General features: G+C 40.5%; 26 protein-coding genes. 6 read left to right on the top strand and 20 right to left on the bottom strand.

Features of this window, described 5'->3' with window-relative positions; all coding sequences use genetic code 11:
• Positions 1-24 precede the first annotated feature (24 nt).
• Positions 25-315, top strand: coding sequence for a putative quinol monooxygenase (locus M1F17_RS09255; protein ID WP_004253191.1), 291 nt, complete (start codon positions 25-27; stop codon positions 313-315).
• 220 nt (positions 316-535) lie between these two features.
• On the opposite strand, the gene M1F17_RS09250 is transcribed toward M1F17_RS09255, so the two are convergent.
• From M1F17_RS09250 to M1F17_RS09240, 3 genes are read right to left on the bottom strand one after another with little or no spacing between them, the layout of a single operon-like run.
• Positions 536-1351, bottom strand: coding sequence for a dimethyl sulfoxide reductase anchor subunit family protein (locus tag M1F17_RS09250; protein ID WP_112307904.1), 816 nt, complete (start codon positions 1349-1351; stop codon positions 536-538).
• A gap of 2 nt (positions 1352-1353) precedes the next feature.
• Positions 1354-1902, bottom strand: a complete 549-nt coding sequence (locus tag M1F17_RS09245) for a 4Fe-4S dicluster domain-containing protein (RefSeq protein ID WP_172412196.1) — start codon at positions 1900-1902, stop codon at positions 1354-1356.
• Between the two features lie 2 nt (positions 1903-1904).
• Positions 1905-4235 (bottom strand): molybdopterin-dependent oxidoreductase, encoded by a 2331-nt coding sequence (locus tag M1F17_RS09240; RefSeq protein WP_164455538.1) that lies wholly within the window; start codon positions 4233-4235, stop codon positions 1905-1907.
• Positions 4236-4445: 210 nt separating this feature from the next.
• Between M1F17_RS09240 and M1F17_RS09235 the strand changes: the two genes are divergently transcribed.
• Positions 4446-5135, top strand: coding sequence for a helix-turn-helix domain-containing protein (locus M1F17_RS09235; protein ID WP_318837409.1), 690 nt, complete (start codon positions 4446-4448; stop codon positions 5133-5135).
• A gap of 66 nt (positions 5136-5201) precedes the next feature.
• On the opposite strand, the gene tmaR is transcribed toward M1F17_RS09235, so the two are convergent.
• The 7 genes from tmaR to M1F17_RS09200 all read right to left on the bottom strand — a co-directional run bounded on the left by tmaR (position 5202) and on the right by M1F17_RS09200 (position 13552).
• Entirely contained in the window at positions 5202-5534 is a 333-nt protein-coding gene (tmaR, locus tag M1F17_RS09230; RefSeq protein ID WP_004253179.1) for a PTS system regulator TmaR, read from the bottom strand.
• A 124-nt stretch (positions 5535-5658) separates the two neighbouring features.
• Positions 5659-6942 carry an MFS transporter gene (locus tag M1F17_RS09225; RefSeq protein ID WP_004253175.1) on the bottom strand — a complete coding sequence of 428 codons (1284 nt, stop codon included), beginning with the start codon at positions 6940-6942 and terminating at the stop codon, positions 5659-5661.
• Positions 6943-7474: 532 nt separating this feature from the next.
• On the bottom strand, positions 7475-9688 hold the full coding sequence (locus M1F17_RS09220; protein WP_318837408.1) for a hypothetical protein: 2214 nt from the start codon (positions 9686-9688) through the stop codon (positions 7475-7477).
• Between the two features lie 61 nt (positions 9689-9749).
• Complete coding sequence (locus tag M1F17_RS09215) at positions 9750-12224, bottom strand: host specificity factor TipJ family phage tail protein (protein ID WP_318837407.1); 2475 nt, start codon at positions 12222-12224, stop codon at positions 9750-9752.
• Positions 12211-12603 (bottom strand): NlpC/P60 family protein, encoded by a 393-nt coding sequence (locus M1F17_RS09210; RefSeq protein WP_166685858.1) that lies wholly within the window; start codon positions 12601-12603, stop codon positions 12211-12213. Before M1F17_RS09210 ends, M1F17_RS09215 begins: the two co-directional genes overlap by 14 nt.
• Complete coding sequence (locus tag M1F17_RS09205; RefSeq protein ID WP_318837406.1) at positions 12603-12914, bottom strand: hypothetical protein; 312 nt, start codon at positions 12912-12914, stop codon at positions 12603-12605. Before M1F17_RS09205 ends, M1F17_RS09210 begins: the two co-directional genes overlap by 1 nt.
• A 152-nt stretch (positions 12915-13066) precedes the next feature.
• Positions 13067-13552, bottom strand: a complete 486-nt coding sequence (locus M1F17_RS09200; RefSeq protein WP_318837405.1) for a hypothetical protein — start codon at positions 13550-13552, stop codon at positions 13067-13069.
• Between the two features lie 157 nt (positions 13553-13709).
• Between M1F17_RS09200 and M1F17_RS09195 the strand changes: the two genes are divergently transcribed.
• The gene (locus M1F17_RS09195; protein ID WP_262961003.1) at positions 13710-13970 is read left to right on the top strand and encodes a DUF1883 domain-containing protein; all 261 of its coding nucleotides are present in this window, start codon (positions 13710-13712) and stop codon (positions 13968-13970) included.
• On the opposite strand, the gene M1F17_RS09190 is transcribed toward M1F17_RS09195, so the two are convergent.
• The 6 genes from M1F17_RS09190 to M1F17_RS09165 form a co-directional block, all read right to left on the bottom strand.
• On the bottom strand, positions 13950-14129 hold the full coding sequence (locus M1F17_RS09190) for an Rrf2 family transcriptional regulator (RefSeq protein ID WP_210789348.1): 180 nt from the start codon (positions 14127-14129) through the stop codon (positions 13950-13952). The two genes, M1F17_RS09195 and M1F17_RS09190, sit on opposite strands and share 21 nt — an antisense overlap.
• A 12-nt stretch (positions 14130-14141) precedes the next feature.
• Positions 14142-17387, bottom strand: coding sequence for a hypothetical protein (locus M1F17_RS09185; protein WP_318837404.1), 3246 nt, complete (start codon positions 17385-17387; stop codon positions 14142-14144).
• 70 nt (positions 17388-17457) lie between these two features.
• Positions 17458-17850: a hypothetical protein gene (locus M1F17_RS09180; protein WP_272661108.1), complete on the bottom strand. Its 393-nt coding sequence runs from the start codon at positions 17848-17850 to the stop codon at positions 17458-17460.
• A gap of 70 nt (positions 17851-17920) precedes the next feature.
• Positions 17921-18316, bottom strand: a complete 396-nt coding sequence (locus M1F17_RS09175) for a hypothetical protein (RefSeq protein WP_318837403.1) — start codon at positions 18314-18316, stop codon at positions 17921-17923.
• 51 nt (positions 18317-18367) lie between these two features.
• On the bottom strand, positions 18368-19825 hold the full coding sequence (locus M1F17_RS09170) for an ATP-binding protein (protein WP_318837402.1): 1458 nt from the start codon (positions 19823-19825) through the stop codon (positions 18368-18370).
• On the bottom strand, positions 19822-20067 hold the full coding sequence (locus tag M1F17_RS09165) for an Arc family DNA-binding protein (RefSeq protein WP_047256773.1): 246 nt from the start codon (positions 20065-20067) through the stop codon (positions 19822-19824). The genes M1F17_RS09170 and M1F17_RS09165 overlap by 4 nt, the downstream gene beginning before the upstream one ends.
• A 113-nt stretch (positions 20068-20180) precedes the next feature.
• Here M1F17_RS09165 and M1F17_RS22570 point away from each other — a divergent pair, with 113 nt between their 5' ends.
• Positions 20181-20339, top strand: coding sequence for an Arc family DNA-binding protein (locus M1F17_RS22570; protein WP_081335999.1), 159 nt, complete (start codon positions 20181-20183; stop codon positions 20337-20339).
• A gap of 70 nt (positions 20340-20409) precedes the next feature.
• A complete protein-coding gene (locus tag M1F17_RS09160; protein ID WP_318837401.1) occupies positions 20410-21525 on the top strand; it encodes an ORF6N domain-containing protein in 1116 nt (371 codons plus the stop codon).
• 55 nt (positions 21526-21580) lie between these two features.
• On the opposite strand, the gene M1F17_RS09155 is transcribed toward M1F17_RS09160, so the two are convergent.
• Together M1F17_RS09155 and M1F17_RS09150 are read right to left on the bottom strand one after the other, a co-directional pair.
• Positions 21581-22060 carry a type II toxin-antitoxin system death-on-curing family toxin gene (locus tag M1F17_RS09155; RefSeq protein ID WP_042848061.1) on the bottom strand — a complete coding sequence of 160 codons (480 nt, stop codon included), beginning with the start codon at positions 22058-22060 and terminating at the stop codon, positions 21581-21583.
• Between the two features lie 12 nt (positions 22061-22072).
• Entirely contained in the window at positions 22073-22252 is a 180-nt protein-coding gene (locus M1F17_RS09150; protein ID WP_042847844.1) for a hypothetical protein, read from the bottom strand.
• 297 nt (positions 22253-22549) lie between these two features.
• Here M1F17_RS09150 and M1F17_RS09145 point away from each other — a divergent pair, with 297 nt between their 5' ends.
• Entirely contained in the window at positions 22550-22795 is a 246-nt protein-coding gene (locus M1F17_RS09145) for an Arc family DNA-binding protein (protein WP_006661960.1), read from the top strand.
• A gap of 12 nt (positions 22796-22807) precedes the next feature.
• On the opposite strand, the gene M1F17_RS09140 is transcribed toward M1F17_RS09145, so the two are convergent.
• Both M1F17_RS09140 and M1F17_RS09135 read right to left on the bottom strand, forming a co-directional pair.
• Positions 22808-23071, bottom strand: a complete 264-nt coding sequence (locus tag M1F17_RS09140) for a hypothetical protein (protein ID WP_239407227.1) — start codon at positions 23069-23071, stop codon at positions 22808-22810.
• A gap of 2 nt (positions 23072-23073) precedes the next feature.
• Positions 23074-23760 (bottom strand): DUF6246 family protein, encoded by a 687-nt coding sequence (locus M1F17_RS09135; protein WP_318837400.1) that lies wholly within the window; start codon positions 23758-23760, stop codon positions 23074-23076.
• Positions 23761-23788: the final 28 nt, after the last annotated feature.

The following is a 23788-nucleotide window of genomic DNA, read 5'->3' as shown; positions in this document are numbered from 1 at the left end:
ATTTTATAAAGAAAAGGGAAATATATGTTAAAAGTCATTGCGGAAGATTTTATTCAAAGCGAAGCGATTGAGATTGTTATGCCGCTATACCGTGAATTGGTCGCTGCAACTAAACAAGAACCATTGTGTATCAGTTATGACCTTTACGTTGACCAAAAAGATCCTGGGCACTTTATTTTTATCGAGGAGTGGCCGAATCAAGAAGCGCTCGATATTCACTGTGCCAGCGAACATTTCAAACGCCTAGTTCCTCTAATCAACAGCTATAAGCGTTCGGACCCTATTATCAAACTGATGAATGGTGCTTTTGAATAAGCACATTAGCTAAACGTACCCCCAAGCATATAACTAGAACCCATACACAACACTACAGGCCGAATTCTGATATCGACAAAAAAACCTACATAATCCTCTAAATAGTTCGGTCTGTCGCTAGGCGGCAAGCTAAACGAGGCCCTAGGAGCATACATAAGTATGTGACTAGGGCGAGTGTGCGACGCCAACAACGCGACAGGCCGAAATATGACGAGGATTTTTAGAACCAAGGAGCTTGGATCATAACCGCTCCATAAAACAAGGCACGACCCGCTAATTCACCGCTAAATATGGCTAATATCACTAAGGCAATTAAAATCGCCGATGGCGGTTTCTTATATCCTTTCATCGCCACAATGCAAGGCAATAGCATACTCATCACAACTTGCCACCACAGCAAATAGCTTCCACCTTGGCTTGCAGGTAATTGCAGGCGAATGATTTGCGCGATTAATACCAATGCAACGCCTATAAGCACACCGACTTTAATTGACGATGGTAATGGCTTTCCTTGCCCAATAACAAATAAGGCCACTAGACTAAAACCAAGGACAATTGCACTGCCTATAAATGCGATTTGTGTTGCCGGAGTATGCCATAATGGGTGAGCGACCATTTGATAATAGACTTGTGCCGTGACAAGTATAGCGGCTAATCCTCCAATCCCACTTACCCAGCCTAATATCGTGTTGCGCATGTTTACTGTGGGTTGCAACCAGCAAGATAGAGCCCATAACGTGACAACGCCATTTAATAATACAAATGTCACGGCCTCGCGGCTTAACCATGAATGGCTTAACCCCAAAACGGAACGGTATGCTTCAAGAGGCACACCTAAATGCCCCATTGACATCGATGAGCCAATAACTTCAATCAACCATATCAATAGCACTGCTCGACGCAATACAGGCCCTGATAATAGGGACTCTTGACTGGCTTTCATTTGGTAAATAGTTAATGCGAGAACTGCCCCGATCCCCCACTGGCTCATCACTGTAAAAAATACCAGAGGGAGTTCCATATGTTTAATATCCATGATTAGTCCTCCATCCCAATAATCACAATATTTGGATTACTAATTGTGTGATCGGGCATATTATAGCGCTGCTCCAGTACCGCCCAATTTGTCGTGTGCTTTTTACGTAGCTCGGTAATATCACCAAACTCAATAGCGCCCGTCGGGCAAGACTCCACACACCTTGGTAGTAGCCCTTCATCTAACCGTTCTGCGCACATATTACACTTGCTCGTTTTCCCTTCGGCAGGATCAAAAACAGGAGCATGATATGGGCAAGCCATGATACACATCTGGCAACCGATACATTTTTCATGGTCTTGAACGACTATGCCATCCGCCCGTTTGGTATAGGTGTCAGCAGGGCAGACTTTCAAACATTGAGGATCATCACAATGATTACAAGACATCGTAATAAATGCTTGGGCATTCGGTGAGTCATCATTAAATTCGCGAACTCGACGCCACAAAACCCCTGGTGGGGTGACATTTTCGGATTTACAGGCCATTGAACAAGTACGGCAACCATAGCAATCTTTTGTATTTATCAAAAAACCATATTGCTTAACCATGATTACGCCTCCCTTCTGACATCAACTAACGTACTATTACAGCAGTGCCCTGTTCCCAAATGTTCAACTTGGTCATTCGTGACATGACTGCTGCTTCCCCCCTGCTGCTCCCACCAGCCGTTATCCAGTGAAATCACGCCTTTTTTAATATGCGTTGTCACAACAGCAATGGCTCTGTGTTCTCCTCGGTCATTAAAGGTGATTGCCCATTCCCCATTTTTAATGCCTCTAGATTTAGCATCTTCGGGGTGAATTAAAACATTCGGTTGGTTTCGTTGTACTTCCAGAATCCATTCATTCATTCCATGACTTGAATGCACACTTCGCGCTAACTTGCGCTGAACCGCCATTAATGGATACTTTTTGGCTAATTCAGGTGAACCTTTAACAGATTCAGTCACTTGATAGTAAGCGACGACAGGCGAAAAGTTTTTCTTTTGCCAATCTTCAACAAACAAGTGCGCTTTTTTAGTCGATGTTCTAAAAATACCGTCTTTGAAAGGAATCCAGTCTCCTTCTACGGGACGTACTGGGCCTTTTTCTAACATTTGACGAGTGATGCCTGAACCGACTAAACAGGCATCAATGTAGTGTTCTATTGGCTTATTGAATACATCTCCAAAGCCGAAACGCTCTGCTAGCCGGGCGAAAATCCAATAATCGGGTTTTGCTTCACCAACAGGTTCGACGGCTTGTTCCATTAATTGAACATATTGGCTACGTACCCCCGCCATCAAACTTGTATCTTCAAAAATCGTTGTAACAGGTAGGACTAAATCTGCATATGACGCTGTTGAGCTCATGAGATTATCAGCCACTACCACAAATGGAACTTTCTTCAGAGCCTCCCGAACCTTGTTAGTATTCGGTAATTGGGTCATAACCCCCATTGTCATAATCCACCAAAAATTAATCGGATGCGGCTTTTCATTGACGATAAAATCGCCAACTTTCGCCACCGGAATAGGTGGAATATTTTTCACATTCGGAGCAGGAGGAACGATTGGACTAAAGTTAGCCATTTGCCGAGCTCCACCGGCATCACAAACCCCCGCCCCTCGTTTACCGATATTACCAGTGAGTAATGCAAGGTAGAATTGACTTCCTGCAACATAAGCACCGTGCTCAGTTCGCTGTGCTCCTGACATATTTTGCACAATCATTGAAGGTGTTATTGATGAGTAATCTCGAGCAAGACGTACGATAGTTTCCGCTGGAATATCCGTTTCTTCACTGACTCGAGCAACATCCCATGGTTTAGCTTGTTGATAAATTTGCTCAAAAACCGTGGTATACCCCAAATCTTCAGGAAGTTCATGTTGGAATAGTGCCGGTTTAATACCCGATGAATCATGACGAACTAATTGTTTGCTTAATATGTCGAAAACTAAATAACTGTCCTTATCGTCATTATTTTGCCTAACTTGTTTCTGATTGGTGTCAACTAAATAAACAGCGCCTGTATGTGTTCTAAGGAAGTTTTCGTCTATTCGGTTTTCTTCAATAATGATTTTGATCATTCCCAATGCCAAAGCCGTATCCGTCCCTGGAATAATCGGGACCCACTCGTCTGCTTTTGCCGCGGTTTCACTATAGCGCGGGTCAATAACCACTAGTCGAGCACCATTTCTTCTCGCTTGGTTATAATTTTTAAAATAGGCTTGCATGGTAACAGCAGGGTTATTTCCCCAACACAAGATATAGCGGCTGTCGGCTATCGTATCTCGGGTATCTGCATACCTTAAACCTAGCATTGGGATCATCGCTGCTGTTACCGCTGAACAACACAATGAACCCGCCTGTTTCGTTGCTCCGCCTAAATAATCAAAAAAGGCTTTTCCCATATCATTCTTGATAGAGTCCATATTCCCTGCATGCGTGGAAATAAATAACCCTTCATTACCATATTTATCAATGGTTTCTCTGATATTTTTTTCGATAAGATCCAGCGCTTCATCCCAGCTTATCGGTTTGAATTCCGCTTTACCTTTTTCGCCGACTCGCAGTAATGGGGTTTTGATGCGTTGCTCATGATAGACCCATTTAGTCCGGCTCATACCTCGCAAGCAACATTTGACATTAAACCCTTCAGTCGCCTGTATTTTCATCAGCTTACCTTGATAGGTATATGCAGTTAGGTTGCAATGTAAACACTCCATTGCACAAGTTGACCGAAATGTTTTGTAGTCCGACAATTTTAGTCGCACCTTAGGTAAGGGTTGATTGCTGTTTTCTTGTGTATAAGAACAGGGAGCAATACTCGCCAACCCCACAACACCAAGCCCTTTGAGCAGAGTTCGGCGTTTCAAACGTAGTGAATTTATAGTTTTCATTATAGTAAACCTCGACATTGCTTTTTAAAGTTCACTATATATATACTCTATTCACCAAAAGTGAACTTGAGTAGCATCAATAATTCTATCTATTTATAGGTAATAACGTACTACCGCTTTCGGATTATTTGTTTGTCACGTCGGGTCGTTAGCAGCACAAGGCAACTCATGGTAAAATACCCAAACTTGTTAAATTTAGGTGGTTTATGTATGTCTACTCTGCAAGGTGTTAATTCTGTTGATATAGCCGTAAGCATTTTAAATTATATTGCTCAGAATGGAGGTATTGCGCGCGCAGCGGATATTTCAAAAGGCTGTGAGATATCAAAAAGTCGGCTACATAAATATCTTGTTTCACTATGCCGTACACAAATGCTGTATCAAGACATTCAAACTAGCCGTTATGGCTTAGGCCGAAATTTAACCTTCTTAGCCAATTTTGTTAAACCTGAAGACTCTTATATCGACACTATTAATAATGCTTTGATTCAATTTCGTGATGAACAAAATGTCTCAACAGGTGTTGCCACCCGCTTAGGGAAAGCACTTTCTTTGGTTAAATATAATCGTAGCTTTAAAAATATTGAAATTGACTTTTTACCTAACACGCCATTGCCTGTCGTAAAAAGTGCGGCAGGGCTGGTTTATTCAGCATTTGATGGCCAATTTGGCTCTAATTCCTATTCACAAGACGAAATTAATAAAGTGACCCAACAAGGTTATGCTATCCGTTACCAACCAACAGAAGGTATTCCCGGAGCGCAATCTATTGCTTGTCCTGTATTTAATGGCGAAGGTCAGCTTATTGCTGCCGCAGTGACGATGGGATTTATTGCAGAAAATGAAATGGAAAGATTAGCAACTGCATTAATCAAACAAGTTAATAAACTAAATTTATAACAACAAACCTTCATGATAATAACTCAAAAACAATAAAGCCGAGATTATCTCGGCTTTATAAGTTGATTATTTTACATCGATGCGAGGCAATTCACCCATTTCTTTGAGTTTTTTAGATATTTCACGGCGCTCTTTGGAAAGCTCAGCGTTCTTGATAATATAATCATCAACACGATCATCATAATCGCTACGCATGTTCGCAATAATTGCCTGAATATCCTCAATCGACATGCCTGGTTTTATATATTCACTCAAGTTATCCAGTAGCAAAACACGCTTCTGGTTATCACGAATTTTTTTCTCATTGTCGGTGATTTCACGACGAATTTTATTTTTGCGACGAAACATACGCACAAATTCCAGAACATTTTGGAAAGACGGCTTGTTAGCGTTGTCCATGTTTAAAACCCTCTAGTCAATATTCAAAACGCATTATCTATTAACACAATACATTCTAATCCTATCGTGTTACAAGCCCGTTTCGCATATTTATCAAATTATTCCGCTGAAACTTGATTTCACTTTATACTTTAACGACCAAATTATCAGAGTGATCTTTATCAAACTTATTTCTCTGATCTTTACTTCCGATTTCTTGATTACCTGTCCCGTCACCTCTGAGACAAAATGCAGATAATATTGTCGTAATAATCACAAATCCCCCCATGACGAGATAAGTATGAGCAAAACCAATTTGATCGTATCCCCAGCCAGCTAATGGCGATAAAATACTTGCAACTACAGAGCTCATGCAGCTAAAGCCAACCAAATAAAGTGTCGATGACAAACGTTTATCAAAATGAAGGCTGTTATATTTAAAAATCGCGACTAAAAGAATCGGGAGTTCAACGGCATGCAGTAATTTCATTATCGATATCATAATTGCACCATCAACTAAGCCTGAACCAATAATGCGTAACGCCATCACTGAACTCGCAAATAATAACCCATTTTTAGCACCTATCCGATTGACGATAAATGGTGCTAAAAACATCCCCCCTGCTTCCAAGAAAACCTGCAATGAGTTTAGATAACCGTACATCTCATTACCTAATTGTTCATTCTGAAATTGATGAGCAAAATACACCATAAATTGCTGATCATATACACTGTATATACAGGTTCCTAATACAAATAATATTAAAGCCCAAAATTGAGGTTGTACAAACAATTGTAGAGCGTCTTTCACGGTTATCGTAGAAGGTTTACCATGTTCAAGGCTATTATAAGCATCCGTATTTGCCGTTTTTAATTTCAATAGAATAACTAAAAATAATAGGCCTGAAACAGTTGCCATAATAAAATTGTAATCAGGGTTCACGTTAATGTTACGCCCGGCAAAAAAGGTAGCTGTCGCCCAACCCAATGAGCCCCACATCCTCGCTTTACCATATTCAAAATTACGTAATCGGCTGACCCTCTCTGTATAAGACTCAAGCACCCCAATCCCTGCGTGAAAGGTCATACCAATAAATAAGCCACCAATTGCACTGCCTAAAAATACATTCCATTTTAGCAACGTCCCAAAAACCATAAAAAATGGCCCTGATGCAATCAGTAATACTGCAATAAATAATAGTAAATTTTTTCGTAACCCTAATTTATCCTGCATGAATCCATAAAGTGGTTGCGCGCAAAGCGCCACAATCGAAATACAAGAGAAAATAACCCCAGTATCTGCGCCATCTAAACCAACATATTTACGCAGCCAGATTGCAACGACAGAAAATGTTGATGACCAGGTGAAAAAGAAAAAAAACAATAATGCACTCAAAGAGGCATAATACTTTCTTGAACCACGATTCATATTTCATCACCTAACAAAAATTATCCTGATGAAATGTTAAGGTTAACATTAATTACAAACCACAAAATCACCTATTAATTGTGATGTTAATCACTAATGTTAACGTTAACAATTAATATATGTGACGCTTATCACAATACTTATAACTTAAGATAACGACCTCCTGCTGGGTAAAATATTCTATCGAGTTATCAAATTAAACTACTATCAATCGCGCCAGTTCAATATCAGATAGCCTTGGTTTAGCTTTCACAGTAGATAAGGTATCATTAATCAACAATGTATAGTGAATACCAATAAATTAACCACTATCAATCTACTATATAACCATCGAAATGGTGAAAACGTTGCAAGATAATAAAAAACAACCTACTTTTTTTATTCATGACTATGATAATTACAATGCAACCTACTAATAAATAACAGGTAGAATAAATAGTTAAAATAACTATGTACTCAATTTTGTACTCATACTAAATCCCATCTCATTTTTGTGTCACAATTTCGGCACAGCTCGTCACATCAAGTAATTCTAAATAGCAACTACAGAATATTGCAATGCAATAACACAAAGACCAGAAGCGCCACTTGCATTTACAACTAGCTCGTAGTTTCCTGCGATTCCCTCCTTGCTAATATGCTGTCGATCCCAGTACTCATTTCCCACCGACTCTTGATATGAAATATTTTTTACTGGACATTTTTTGACGAATGCTTCAGCAAAACTATTCCCCCCTGCTTGATACCCTACACTAAATGTAGCTCCATTTGGCGTGATAAAGTTACCTCTTATCTGACTTGCGTGCGTAAATAAAACTTCACCGATATTTGGCAAACTAAAGAAAAACCATTGATTCCCTTTTGATAAATCAACAGTAAAAGAAATAACACCTGTTCTGCTTGAAGATATTCTACTCCTTCTCACTGCCGTAGTGCTTGCAAACCACCTACCCCTTGTTGATGAATTGTTTTCGCTATTGATAATAACTGCATCATCATCATCACTAGCTATAATGACTTCACCGTCGGTCGTGTGATTATTTGCTCCAGTAACGTTATTTCCCGATAAGTTAATAATCCCAGAGCCAGATTCAACAATGACATAACGCTGACTGGCAATACGTTTTGATGCATTATTTTCAAGAACATCAACTCGACCAAAGGATTTTCCAGCGCCCCCGTCTATCGTAATATCGCGTGTATTATTCTCAAAATAATTACCAGTGATGACTGTTTTAACTGTTTTAATTATTTTGATTCCGCTGTAGCACTCAGTGAGATCGTTATTTTCAATACGCAGCATCGCACCGCCTGTACGCAATGAATTAAGCCCCCCTGTGTCGTCATTTTGGGCGGCTGTATCTGTCGGTATTACACCAAATTCATCAGGATTACTGTCTGTAATTTCTTCCCTTATTACAATACCAGTTGACCCTCCCACTGTTGTGTTCTCTAGCCGACAATTTCTCACTTCACAGTTATTAACAGGACCAGCTAACAGAATAGAACATGTAGGTGTGTATTTGGTCGGGTCTGTATATTTTACTGTTGATGCAATTGCATTAAATACACATGACCAGCGATTGGCATAAATACCCACTTTGAAATGCCACGTCGAAATACAATTGAACTGTGATCTTGCACCGCCGTCATAGTCATCAGACTTAGCCACAAATGCCGCTGTTTTATAGTAGGTACTTGCGTCAGCTTGGGTAACTAAAAGTCCATAAAATCGACATGATGTACCATAACTGATAGCATTTTCAGCATGATCAATGATCAAATTGGTATACGTCCATGACAGTTCGTAAGCTGGAGAAATAATGGGGTTATAACCAAAGATACTTTTTGATTTTCCAAAATCTAAATGTGAGCCGATATATACCTCTCCTTTCGGCAATATTAATCTGTCTGATTTGTCTAACTTTGACTGTATCTCGTTGATTATTGCTGCGTTGTATTTACCGTCATCACGACTTCCAGTGATAACACCATAATTACCCGCATAAACATCACTTGTCTGTCTTACCCAGCAACCATTGAGTAACGGAGCGCTTTCACCAAACCCTTTTAAGTACGATACATTAGCCGACCACGGCACTGTAGGACTGATAATATTCCCTCCGTCGTGCTTTGAGCGAGGCATTTCTCTATCATAGACAAACTGACCCCCACCATCTAACTCACCAGCCTTATATCTATTTCTGCTGTGATAGGCGTTAACATAAACTAGTTTATTTGATTTTTCTGGGAAATAATTTTCTAATTCTGAAATTGTTGATATCGTTTTTATTCCATTCCCTAGCTCACTCCGCAAGCTAGCATCCCCAACGCTAACCCAAGCACCTTTTCCAATGCCTCCAGTTGATTGCGGAGTTGAACCTGCTGGTACTGTTTTTGGCAAATCACCATCCCAGCGGTAGTATTCACCTGTTGTTTCATCGCGCAGTATATGATTGCGTAGTGTGATTTCATTATTCGGTAAATCAGCACCTTGTTGAAAGCTGTCGATGGTAATGTAACCAGCTGCGACAATCGCGGTATTCATGTCGACTTTGAATTTCTCGACTAGCTCCTTGAATAACCACTCCATTCCCGACGCAGTAAGATGGCAGTCACCAAATCGGTCAATGTATTTACGCTCTAGTGACGTTGCCCATATATCTAATAATCCTGAGTTAAAGAAAAGGTTTTTGATGTCACTACTTGGAACTGGCTCTTGTGTTGGCTTTACATTTTGTCTCATGCTTATTTTTTCCAATAAAAAAGCCAGCTCTAATGGCTGGCTTGTTGGTTAATGATTGCTGTTATGCGTTATAGTCTGGCTTTGCGTCGAAATATTCTGTTGCGGTAATGGTGTAGCGCTCACCACCGAGTGGGCGTTTATCAGTTATCACCCACTTGATGTTTTCGAGTTCAACTGATGTTGCTATCACATATCTAGAAGGTGATTGCTTCTGGTACCCATCATAGAAATTGAGCTCGATATCTTCTGGTACGCTTGCGATAAAGCCGAAATCAGTATCTGGCCTAGGCTCCGCTTTAAACTTCTGTGTTGTGTATCCCATCGAATCGGTGAGATATACCCACATTTCTTCATCAAATTTGATTTTCTCACTGGTTGTGAATACCTCTCCTTTTCGCTCAGTGATGTAACCTGCTTGCTGGTTTGAATCGTAAGTATCCGCTATCAGTACCATGTCTGATGGGTACACATTCCCACCATCTGCAAGGGTTGTCAGGCTGATACTTGTTCGCTGATGAATAAGTCGATTGGCCTCTAACAACGCCCTATCTAGTGCCTGATAGCGATTTCTACAGCCTTGCAAAACTATCTTATTTGGTGTGCGGGATAACCCTTCCGTGATACCGTTTTCATCAACTCGAAAGCGGATATAGTCTTTCTTGTTGCGAACCGGCTCGACATACTCCAACTCAATCCCGTCATATCCGCTAGGCATCGACATGTCATACGATATCTTCATATCGTTGCCTGTGATGTTGGAACGGTTGAATGTGGTCATTGGGAATTCGCTGGACTGCTCCCGTGAGAATGTCAGCACGGCATTGTCGAAATAAGCGGTTACTCTCGCGGCATTACAGATAGTTTCGATGCGTTGGCCTAGTGAGATATCTTCATCATCAAAGGTGTAATCGAAATAGCCCAATCGTTCATCAGGCAAACTATCGTAAATTCGATATAACCCATCAATATCGATGTTCCTCTCACTTTCGCCAGCAGTAATTAACCATGTGTGCAGCACTGCATCAGCAAAACTCCGTGATGGCCTGAGCGTATAATCAACTTGCTTTGATACTCGGTCATACGAAATAACCATGCGAGTAGCCAGCAGATTGTATTTGCGCTCTCTTGCTCCCGTTGGCGCTTCAGTAGCCCTCACTGACACATTAACAATCGTGTCATTCTCAAAAACGACATTCTCACGAACTCTGACAATGTGAGCGTTTTCGATTTTCATGATGCTCTGGTCGCTGCTGTTATTGCGACGAGTAAGTTGCACAGCGTAACGTCCTCGCCCTGAGTTAAGCGTTACCTTGTCTGTTTTGTAATAAACTCGTGCGCCATTGTTAGCGCTTAGCGCAGTATTGAAGCTTTGACGAGTGCCAGCTATTTCCTCGTTATCCGTGTTTATCTTCCAGATTTCGACAGTTGCATTGCAGTTATCACCGCCACCAAGTTGCGCCTGTAGATGAATCCACATTTGGTCACCATCAACTGGAGAGAAGAACGGGCCCACTGTTAAAAACTGGTTGTCATAGAGAATGAATTTCGTCGTATTCACTGCTGCATTAGGTGGAAGTTGCGCTAAATCAGTTCCACTTAGGTTAGTAAAGAAGAATTCGTAATACTCAACAGGGTTAATTAATGAGCCATCGTCACTCTCTTTTGCATCAACTAATTGAGCATCAATTTTCACATCCGCATTCACTGTTCCCTGCGGCGTGTCATAGCTCACATTCACAGTCATTGAGATAGAGCGCGGTTTTGTGAGTTCGTAGAAGTACTCAAACTCATCTTGTTTAACGATTTTTATCGCAGCCTCGCCGCCTTTTATCTCTCCTGAAACTACTTCGTTTGCTGTTGCTGTTTGCTGCGGAATATCTTTACTTTCGTTAGGCCCTGGTAACTCTTGCCCGTCGATATCAGGAAACTCGAAACCTTCGTTAATCAGTGGGATAACTTCTTTTGGCTTGTATATCTTGTAGCTGGCCCCTGCCATCGCTGTGAAATCAGATTCGGCAAATCGGATACTTTCCGTTTTATACTCACCGATGCCGATGTTTAGCCATTCAGTAACCGTTTTGAGGTTGTTGTTATACTCAAACATAGACTGCTGAATTAAGTCAGGAAACGCCCTTACTTGACCGTGAATTTCTGGTCTTGCTTGGTATGCTCTGGCAACGTTTGTTTGTCCTGTAAGGCGGTTATTTGGGCTATCTTTGACATTCGACTCAGCCGCGGAAAATGACGGTGTTTTTGGTGCAAGAAACGAGAACACTTTCGTGACAAGGTTAAACACTGGATTCAGGATATCGCCTATAACACCCTTTGGCTGGTCGAATACTTGAATAAAGTGAGTCGGTGTTATCTCGAAATCTAACTCGTCATCTTCTTGCAGTTCACGTCCGTTAACGATAATTACCACATCGGTATGCAACTGCTGATGCACTAGAAAATCGCTATAAAAAAAAGAGCCGACTTTTAAATCGACTCTTTCTTTAGGTGTTCCCGCTATTCGTTGAATCTCAACTATCGGCATATTTCATAAACTCCAATTTCGTGAATTTCTTCTCAAGCACAATGAGCCTATCCATTCTTACAGCCCCATTCTCTCCGCGACTATGAAATGCATTGCCATCGATAATTAATCCGATGTGGGCTGGCTGAGAGCCGCGATAACCAATGAATATCCCATCATCTACTGGGTGCTCGGTACGTTGCCAGAATTCGACTTCATTCTCATAGCAGGTTACAAAATCATGATCCGATTCGTAGCCAGCGTCATGATGAATTTCCGTACCTAGTACATACCTATAGTAAAGTACAACCAGCGCCCAACAATCACATGCTTCAAACGTACACGCCCGATTCTTCCACGGCTTGCCAATCATCCGATTAATAAACTCTAATTTCGTCATTAGACCGTCTCCAAGCCTGTGAATTCTTCCATTGTGTAAATACGCCCAACGTTCTTATTCAGCGGGTTATTCATTGACAGCGTGACAGTGACCGACTCCGCATCAAGTGAGCAGTCTTTCACGTACAGCGACCATTCGCTTATCGGGTTATCTTTATCAGCCGAGTCAAATAGCCTGAACGTGGCGATAATCGGCTTCATTCTAGTATTTGACCGCCATAACTTTAGTTGCTGCTTAAAGTCCTGTGCGACTCGGCTAAACTTAACCGAAGCATCGATAATTGGCGTTTTACTTTGCTGGCTATCTGCCATTTCAAAGTTGCACGGCTGATACTCGACGCCGCCAAATACCTTAGGCTCTATCTGCAAGCTGACTAAATGAATGTTTCCGAATGAGGGATGGTAGAACTGGATGGTCTCGTAGAATGTGCGCATCGGTCGTTGCGCTCGGTACTCTCTTAACTTCATTCTCCCCCCTTACACCGTGGTAATAGCTCAGTGACAACGATATCGAGTAGGCCCCAATCTCTAGGCGGTATTTCAACGATTAAATCGCCAAATTCGTCATCTTCATTAAATAGCTTGCGGCAGATAACTGAGCCCGTCCAAGTTACTACGCTGCCATTAATCGACGTTTGCACTGGATAACTAACAAAGTGAAGTTCCTGCGGTTGCAGCCCAGAACCACCAAGATTAATCGGCATCCTGAACCACTTAGTGCAGTTGTCCAGATAATTAGGGCTCCTCAACCATTGCTGAAAAGCCCTTTCTTCACCTAGCTGGAATATCCACTTAACATTCCAAATCGTTTTAATGTCATCCGTTAGTTTCTGGAATATCGGCGCTCCAACTTGAGGTTGGTCCGTTCGAAACCCAGTATCAAACGTCATGTTCTTATCCGCTTTTTGTGGTAACGGGAACCATTCAGGGTAGTCGATTATTTCACTCATATTTCTCCAGTTAAAAAGCTTGTGAGATAAGTCATCATTTTAATAACTAATCAATCATCAGCGTTCACAATATATAAATTTCGGTTATGTTTAATGTTCAGCCCTAAGAAATTACACTGAGGGTATGGCTGATATCCCTCAGCATAAGGAAATAACTATGGCTGTGCATAGCCGAGATTATATAAATGGAAATGATGTAGTATCAGTTCAATGTAGCCATCAAATCAATGTGTTAGTGATGGATGATAATCAACTAAACAATTATAGAAATGGCAGAGAATTTAAATATCACGGAGGGTTTTATAAAAGATTTCCAGCTAATATTCGAGTTCCGCATAGCGGTTACTGGAATGTTGTTCTTGCTTTACCAGCTGGACATAGCGCAAACATAAGATATTCAATCAACATTATCAGCTAATTGCATTTGTCCTTTAGCTTGAAATAATGCACTTTCAAGGGCGGCGATAATCTTTTCCTGTGTCCCGTCCTTTATGTAACCTGTTGACATCATGCCTTCCAGCTTTTCTTCGTCGCGATACCAAATTGTTTTCCCATTTACTTCGATTGATACTTTCATGTGCTGCCTCACTTATAGTCTTGTAGTTGCTGTGGTGTTTTGAGTGATTGAGCGGTGCATGGGTCCCTTTTCTTGCATATCAGTTAAGAATGCCTGAACTGTCAACGTATCACCGTTTTGTGATGCCTGAGCCTCAAATTGATGCTTGCCAGATGAGTAGTCGTTGAACTCAATGTTCAAGGTGATTCCATTACCACTGCCCTGCATGTCCTTATTCGATATAACTCGCCCATTGTCACCCGGTATCATGTATTGCTTACCTGAGCTTGCTCGATATATTTCAGGCTTTCCATGCTCGCCAACTCGGTACATTTCACCTGCATTTACTGGTCCGCCTGAATATCTAGCTCCTGCTAGTCCAGCGAATGAACCCATAGACATTGATTGTCCAACCGCTAGCGATGTTTTGAATGCCGTAAGACCTGTCGCTGATGCAGCGCCACCTGTGGCAATCGATGCGGCAATAGCAGCAGGCGTCCATGCTGCCAGTGCGGCAGCACCTCCAGCCGTTGCAGCGGCAGTATTTGCAGCCTGTGAGGCTACTCCAACCGTTTGGGCTAAAATGAAATTCTTTAGCATCTCAACGCCAACCTGCACGATTGAGTTAACGACACTGTTTAGAATCGTATTACCCAGCGAGCGCATAGCATCAGCCGCTGACATAGTGCCTGTCATTAATCCTGTGATAACGTTTGAAGCATTACCAGCGAATGAATCAACCGCTGAAGCCATCATTTCATAGCTCAGTGACTGATTACGCATTAGTTCCCATTGCGCAGCTGTTTGCTGCTCCTGATATTGTTTATCCATTGCTGTGAGTAGCATGTGATATTGCATATCGGTTGCTTGCTTAGCTACTGTAAATTGCTCATGGGTAATTTGCTGCTTGGCGTATGAATCGCTGAGAAGCTTTTGCTCTTGGTCGTAATACTCTTTCATCATTGTGAGCTTACGCGCGTTTTCATTGGCTAACGCTTGGATAGGGTCAAACTTTGCGCGGTTTTCTGCCGTGATGTTTACTGATGCATTGACCTTAATATCAGTCATGCCTTGCTCGAATGCCTGAGTTGCCTCTCGGCCTAATCGCGTAAAAGTTTCTTTATCGATGAATCCTTCATCAAACATGCGGCGAATAGTTTTAGCTTCTTCTCCGAATTCACGGGCCAGCTTTAATTCTGGAGTAGCTTCTTGCGCTCTAGTAAAATCATTAACCTTTTGGGTCAGGTCGTATATTTCAGCAGCTTCCTTTGCTACAGCATCTTTCTGACCTTGAGTCGCTTTTTCACCAAGCTTCTGAACGGCTTCAAATACAGCCATTTCTTTATTTACATCACCAACACCAGAACTTAATAGGTCAAAGCGTTTTTGTAATGATGCTAGTTCAGTTTGTTGGCGCTTGATTTCTTCAGCCGCTTTATCCTTCTTGCCCCCACCGCTGCCTTTCTTACCTCTGTCCGATATCTGTTTTTGGAGATCTCTTTGCTCTCTTAGTCCAGAAATAAGTCGGTCAAGCATGCCATCGTCGCTAATGCCAGCCTTAGCCATTTGTACGGTCGCAAGATATTCAATTGCTGCGTCCTTACCTTCTTCCATCTCTATTTTTAAAGCTTGGACATTTTCCTCAATCCCCTGAAGCATTAACTCAAACTTATTATTCCTCTCTGCCTCTAACGCATTCCTATAGTTAGAAACCTGAATTTCAGCCTCGCTAGCTTGAACTCCCGAATCTATTAGCCTTTTCTCCAAGGCATCTAATGCCATTTCCATTTTTGCTGCTTCTGGTGACCCTAGAGCAATAGTTTTAGCGAGTAACTTATTTGATTCAATTGTATTTTTTGTTGCTTCATTAAAAATATTAATTGCTTCTACACGCTCAGACTCAATACCTTTTCTATCCTTAAACACCTGATTAGATTTTCGCTGCTGAGCTTCTTGTTCTCTTATTTTTTTTGTGCCTTCCTCTATTAGCAAATTGACTTTGCCTAATTCATTAGTGGCCCATTCTATTGACTTACTAATGTTAAAGTTTGGCTCTTTTTTACTCATCCTCTCAAGGGAGTTTTCTAAATTTTTAGCTTCTTCTACACTTTTTGCTAATTCCTCTTTTGTTTTGGCGATTCTGATGCCAAGCTCCCTAGAGACAACCTCTGCCTGTTTAGATGTTAATGAGTCTATTTTCTTGATCATCTCATCTATTTTAGCGTTATATTCTTTTAATGCAGTGTCGTCAGTCATTGCTTCATATAAAGCATAAACTCCTGCTGCCGCTAGAAGAAATAATCCTGCCGGCCCACCTAATAATGCCATTACACCACGAAGGCCATTCATTGCCATTGCTTGAGCTTGAGTCGCGAGCGTTGCCTTTGCCGTGGCAGCTGCAACAGCTTCATTGGTAGCAGTTAATGTTGCTTTTGCTTTTTGTTCTAATGCGGTAGCTGCTGCAACTTTTGCGCTTGCAGCTATTTCTGCCTCTTTAGCTTTTTGTAAGGCTAATGAAGCTGCTGCTTGTTCTTTATCGATTTGATTTCCGATGGCTTGCATTTTCTTTTCTGTAGCCATCATTTTATTTCTTGCAGTAACTACAGCTTGATAGTTTTCTGCTTTAGGTGCTATTTGGTATGTTGCCTCGGCGTCTTTTAATAATTCTCTTTGAATTTTAACTTGTTGTTGTAACTGTCCATATTGTTTTTCCAATGAAACAGTTAAACTATCCGCTGCCGCTACTTTTTCCTTAGCCGCTTCAATTGCTGATTGGGCCGCCGCCTTTTCTTCTTTGGCATTTAATACCATTTGCGCCGCTGATGCCTGATAGGACTCAGCTTGTTTCTTATTGGCTTCAGCATTTGCTAGCTCAGCCTGAGTTGCCTCTATTGCAGCTTTCGTATGGTTGATTAGTGATGCAGTGGCACTACCTACATTACCAACATATCCAGCACCTAATTGACTAGATACGGTACTCAGCACCCCTGTAAATCTATTATGTGACTGCATGGCTTTATCAGTTGCCGCTGAATTGGCCCCTATCTTTCCAGATAATTGAGCCATGTCACGAGATAGCTTATTTATTTCTGGCATCTTCATGGCTGTAGCCACTTGAGATGCGGTTTTATCTAGTCTATTTAAAGAGTCGGTGGCTTTATCTGTACTTTTCTCCACATTATCCATTACTTTGTTAACTTGCTTCTCACCCACAAGCAACTCTTTAATGTCCATGCTTACATCGTAATGGATACCACCTGCTGATTGGCTTTCTGACATAATTATTTTCCTCTATAAAAAAGAAAGCCCCGTCAATTTGACAGGGCCTATGCATAAAATGGGTTCGTTTTTAGTACTTATAACCTTTCTGTCGGCAAAATTTATTAACCGACTCAACACTTAAGCTATCCGTTGCGTCACTCACTGTTATTGGAGCTACGACAAATACACGCTCACCTTTATCATTTAATGTGTCAACGATAAAAACATTGAATGGTGTAAATCCAGCATATGCACCATAGGAATTCTTTGAGTTAACCATGCCGCAATACACCCCAGACTTCCCTTCATAAATTAATTTATTGTGTTTGAAATCTGCGGTGTATGGGTCTTTAAGTTTTTCCTTTACTGTCTTTTCTATCTCTTGTTTCTCATTATCAGTTAAATCTCGTTCGATTACCTGATTAGAATATGCGTTAAAACCTACTATTAAAATAAACAAGCCAACCAATGCTTTTTTCATTCTTAGTACCTTTCTACTATTTTTGGCAACTATAAATACTAACCAGTGCAAATTGAAGCAATTCTGATGCTTATTGTTTATTACTACCAGAACCCCAACCCTCGGCGCTGATCTTTCTAGTTATCTCACCAAGCCTCTGTTGGTTGCCATTTTTCCTCAAAATAACGCACATTTGATTGAATGCATAATGGCTAGGATAGTAAAAATCACTAGCTGGCGATGGCTTTCCAAATATAGTGCGATATTCGTCGCACTCTCTTTCATGTTTGTTTTTCATTGAACGCATAACTAGTCCAGATATTGAAATCGCCATATCACATAGCTCTATAGCTTTATCAAGGCAATCTTTCTTCTCTCTGTTCTTATATTGTTTCTTTATTTCTTCTTGAAGATCAAAGTGAAGCTTTATTATCTCATCATCGCTAAGACTTTGTATTTTATCTACTTTACTCTTGTATTTACTCATGGAAAACTCCTAATAAATTAATGCTTACAGCAATTTATCAAAACCTAACCATCACCAGAATTTATACCAAGGTTTTTTACTTTTTGTCATGCTAATGCTATTAATGTCATTTCTTTGGCTATTTGCCAATAATAAGCAATAAGCATTACCTATTTCATTGGTTAACTCGGTTTCAAATTCTCTATTCACATCTGGTAGGCCTGTTTTTGCATGCACTAATTCATGGACAAGAGTTCCACTAAACATAGAAAGTGATTTTAATGTTTTTCGTGACATTACAATGCAATTTGAATTAGGGTCCCAGCACCCCAACGTTTCTCTCATTGTCATATCATCGAGTCGCATGGTATCAGATAGTTTTATATCAACAACGTAGCTAGGTAGGCCACCAAATACTCTGACTATTTCATCTTTAAATTGATAAATACCTCGTTCCTCTCCAGAGAGATCGGACTCATTGATAAATTTAAATATAAAGCTATCGTTATATGCTTGTTTGAAATTATCGATATCGTTAATTGCATTCCCATCTATATCTTGAGAGTCTGCAATTCGCGCTCTTAAATTATGAGGAATAGTTACTATTCGAACGCCATTTGTTCTAGCCTCATCAATCAGTGAACCATGCAACATCCCCTCTTCTGACGTAACAAACATCACATTTCCTGATGAGTTCAAAATCGATACGGCATGCTCTTGTACGTCAATCCATGATAACTCATCATGCATTGTTCCATACTCATAGCCAGACATATCATCAGCAAGCTTATCGATTACGGTTTCGTTTTTCGACGATAACAGAATTCTTTTTACTGTGTCTGTGTAAGCACTACGACCAACATTAGTTCTTTCCCTGTTAATTGATTTTTTTAGTTGAGCATTTAGGCGTGTGATATTGTATGAAAACAAAAAGTTTTCTTCTCTAGCAACTAGCACACCATTTATATAAATTTTTCCTTCACCATCAATATTCTCAATAACCTGACCATATCCAGTGGTGTCTATGACCTTGGCGCCAGTGAAATTAAGGAAAAGCAATTTAGCTTCTTCTACTTCATTGTCATCAATGTTACTTAACTTAACCTCTGTACCAACGAAATCAGTATCTAGAGGCTCCTCAATGATCGCATGCAGCGTGGTTATATCGCCAAATCCTTGCTTGGTCATTTTTGTTGTTTTTATGATGCCATGCTTTGACTTTATTAAACATTCAACACCATGTCTCTCAAATGTTGCCAAAGCATCCTTCAGGCCTATACCGAATCGACCAATAACATTTTGAGCATTAAGTTTCTCTTGATTCTCATTTTGGGTTAAGTGGGTATAAGTAATGCCTCTACCAAAATCCCTGATAATCCAACTATTGTCAGATTTCAATATTTGGACGTCTTCAGTTCCAGTCAGTGCTTGCTCATCCAAGGCATTAGCGATAATTTCTCGTACTGCATGCCTAACCTCCCAGTTCTCTAATATCTTCTCTATATTTAAATCAAAAGCTTTTGTAGTCATGATTTACCCTCATACATCTTCTTGACGGTTTCCATGAATAGCTCTTTGAACTTATCTGATTCTAAGTTGGCTAGTTCGTCTATGTTCTTAGGTTTTCTTTCTTCGTCTACAGCTTCCTGTAGGATCATTATTATTTCCGAGTTCATAGAGCGACCATTCTTAAGCGCTCTCTTTTGAATTTTTTCTTTTAAATCATCAGGTATTCTAACGCCCATTGGCGTTAAGCCTCTCATGCCTTTCATTATAGCTACCCTCTGCAACATTTAGCATCACAGTGTAGCTAAAATACTATTGACTAAATACTTTTAAGTTGGTAGCTTTATGGCTACACCTTAGCTACACGGAGAGCAAAAAAATGAGGATGAGAGAAGTTTCCCCATTAGGGTTAAGAATCGACCCTGAAATCAAAGAAATTTTGAAGCTTATTGCAAAAAAAGAAGGAAGATCCCTGAATTCAGAGATGGTTCAGAGATTAAAGCGAACGCTCATACAAGATGGTTTATTGAGTGCTTAAAACAGCGAAGCCCCAACTACTTGCGATAGTCAGGGCTTCTAATTTAGCTCGAATCGAGAGGAAACGAACTATGACTAATGTATCAAATGTCAGCAACATCAGCAATTCTATAAAAACAATGCCAGTTATCACTCATAACGGCGTGCCAGTTGTAACCACAGAAACAATTGCCTCTTTGTACGATACCGTTGTTGGAAATATTAAAACCAACTTCTCAAGGAATGCAAAAAGGTTCATCGAAGGTAAGCATTACTTTAAGTTAACTGGTTCAGTTCTAAAGGATTTTAAGAACAAGGTTACTAAAAGTAACTTAGTTGCTTGTGCTAAAAATGCCAAGCATTTAACCCTTTGGACAGAACGAGGCGCAGCACGTCATGCCAAAATGCTAGACACCGATAACGCATGGGATGTATTCGAAGCCTTAGAGGATTTCTATTTTGCTAAGAAAGAAGATGCTCAACAAAAAATAAGCATCCGTCAATCAACAGCAAAAGAACTTACTCCGCTACGTCAAACAGCCGAGCGTTTAATTGCTACTGGTGTCGGTAATATTTATCCTGATATCTGGAAGCATGTTCACAAAGAGTTCGGGGTTGAACATATCAACGAGCTACTACCTGAGCAGATACCGCAAGCCATTTCATTTCTTGATGCGCTTGAAGGTGAGTACATACCTAAACAGCAGTTACCACAGGTTGGACTTGAAAGCCTTGCAATGCCAATGTCATTCTTTGATGGGTTCGATTGGCTGTTTGAAGAAGAAAACATTAGCAAGAAAGAGGCGCTATCTCATGCAGACGCTTATCCTCGTTGCATGTTGAAAACTGCGCCTGAATATCCGAACCCTGTAGGTGTTCTGCTAAATAAATTGCAATCGGCAGGTGTTGATGTGTCGGCTGCTCAAATTCAGCTAAGAGCATTACGCAATCACCTGAGAGCTACAATCATGCAGCTTGATATTGCCAGTAGGAAAGATACAAAGACGCTACTGTCAAATACTAACGTGGCCTTTAATCACCTTAAAGCGATTAGAGAAGAATGGAGAACCACGCTAGCACCTGCGATTGAGAAACTTAACCCTAACTTAGAATACGAAGTTACACGCAGACTGGCAGAAATGAACGGTGTTATTTACGCCAATCTTATGAGTTTGCAAGGAACTAAATCAGGCAAGCTGTTAGCCTAACCACCCAGCCCAAGGACGGGCTAGATTCAGGCAATAAAAAACCCACCGGAGTGGGTTAGTCTAATTTGAATCTGAATATAGAGCAATATTCGATACCTATTCGCTCTTTACAAAGTTGCCTTGAATCAAAATCTCTTGACCAATTACACAGCCAACTGTCTAGCTCATCAAGTGAATATTCTTTAGTGGCTAATCCGCGAGCCATTTCTACCACTTCATCCTCTGGAGCTGTTAGCTCATAGCCATTAAGCAATAAAAAAACGTATCCAGCCATCATGGCAGTTCGTTTGTTCGCATTGGCAAAAGGGTGGTTTTGTATCAGACTTTCAATTAATACAGCAGTAAGAACAAACATGTCATCTGTCTGCTCATAATATTTCACTTGGCTTGGTCTTGATTGGGATGAGCTAAGGTTATTGAAGTTCAATACTTCGATAGGCTCATTGGGAGTTTGCAGCTCTATCAATGTTCTATTGATGTTTATTAAGTCATCAATAGATAGATAGTTAATCCCTTCGACAAACTCCCCTGTGATGCTTATCACTCACTATACCTTAGCTAGTTTTTCCATGGCTTTTTCATAGCGAGCGAAACCAAAATCAAAAGCATTCTTGACTTGATTATCGTGAGAACATTGCTCGCTCATGGCAGCTTTTGGCGCTGCAATTTTACTTTTGTCACGAGCAGGTATATTCAAGCGATTAGGCTTTTGCAGTGCGTGACCCATATTAACCTCGTTATAAACCAATGAGTTATCAACTTCATATAGGTATACGGTGTGTATTACCTCTGGTTATAATGTAAGTTAAGTTACATTAAGTCAACAGTTTTGCTTGTATTTTACATTGACGCTCGTATAATTCGCGCCCCGCGAGATTACCACAATCCACATCTACATAAAAATAACTCGTAGAATGCAGCCATAGCGCCAAACCACTGTATACATATACAATGATACCTACTTGGTACGCATTGATACCTAAAAAACACCTATCTAGAATGAGAGTTTTTGAGGATAGGTGGCATGGAAAGAAAATATAAGCATCCGCAGGTTAACCTCAGATTACCGACTGATTTAAAAGATAGAATTCAAGAATTAGCTGAATTTAATAATCGGTCAGCCAATCAGGAAATGGTCGCAGCTATCGAATATTGGATACTGCGTAATTCTCATGTTGAAGTTTTAACGATTTCTGATGCGGCTGAGCGCATATTCCAGCTTGAACGAGAGATGGAAGTCGTTAAGGAAAAATTAGGGATTAAGAAGTAGAGTCTCTTGGCGTTATTTTTTATATTCTTTCAAAATAGCGCCAGACTCAGTTAAAACCCTAAAAATCACATGCTCATCAAGTGCCATGAAAACCTCACTGATTTTTCCATCTTCCATAATTCGCTCAACTAAAATACATTCGCCAATTGATTTTTCATTTTCTAAGCCATATTCAAACCCATCGCTATGTATAGCTCGATTAATTTTAATAAATTCCTCTTTTGCTCCGTATTTACCACGAGCAGAATCATCTTTATAGATTAATTGTAAATACATAATTACCCCTTGTTCGCTTTTGCTTGTGCAATTCGACGTTTTTTACGCTCGAAATAATCATCAACAGCGGTGTCATATTCTTCTTTGGTGAAGCCTTTTTCCTCTGGATACTTAGCTTTAAGCATCATCAAAAACTCTGACATTGTGAGTTTTTCAGCTTCGTCACGGTTCATTTCAAAGTGAACACGGGATGCATTGATATATTCGACAGCATTAAATGAATCAGTGAACTCTTTATCACTTTCATTGCGTTGCAGCTTCCTGATTTTCACCTTGCCAATTACGCCATGGATCATCAACTCTCTAGCTAGCACGATAATGTCAGATATTGGCATTTTACCCATACGGTATGTTGTGCCGTTTTTACCCGCACGCCACTGACCTATTAATTCGTCGCAGTCCTTATTACAACAGGCTTGCATCACTATCATTGCTGATGATAACAATTTGCGAGATGTGCTTTTTTTCAAATATTTCAACAGCCAATTGCTATTTGAACCACCGTTAAGCGAATATGCCGCCAACAATGAAATGGCATCACTAACGACAGAGCCAGATAAAACCGTGAAGGTGTCAACTATTTCTGATGGGCTACCGATATTCGTCATTGCATTAAATGACGGGCTAAAAATGTACTCGTTATTAGGTGTTTGAACAGCGAACTCGCCATATTCTATTTTCGGTGTCATAAGATACTCCTAGTATTATCAAGGGCAC

Source organism: Providencia sp. PROV073 (assembly GCF_033688125.1).
GTDB lineage: Bacteria > Pseudomonadota > Gammaproteobacteria > Enterobacterales > Enterobacteriaceae > Providencia > Providencia hangzhouensis.
Note: the sequence above shows the minus strand (reverse complement) of the source record. Positions and strands in the feature narration are given on the sequence as shown.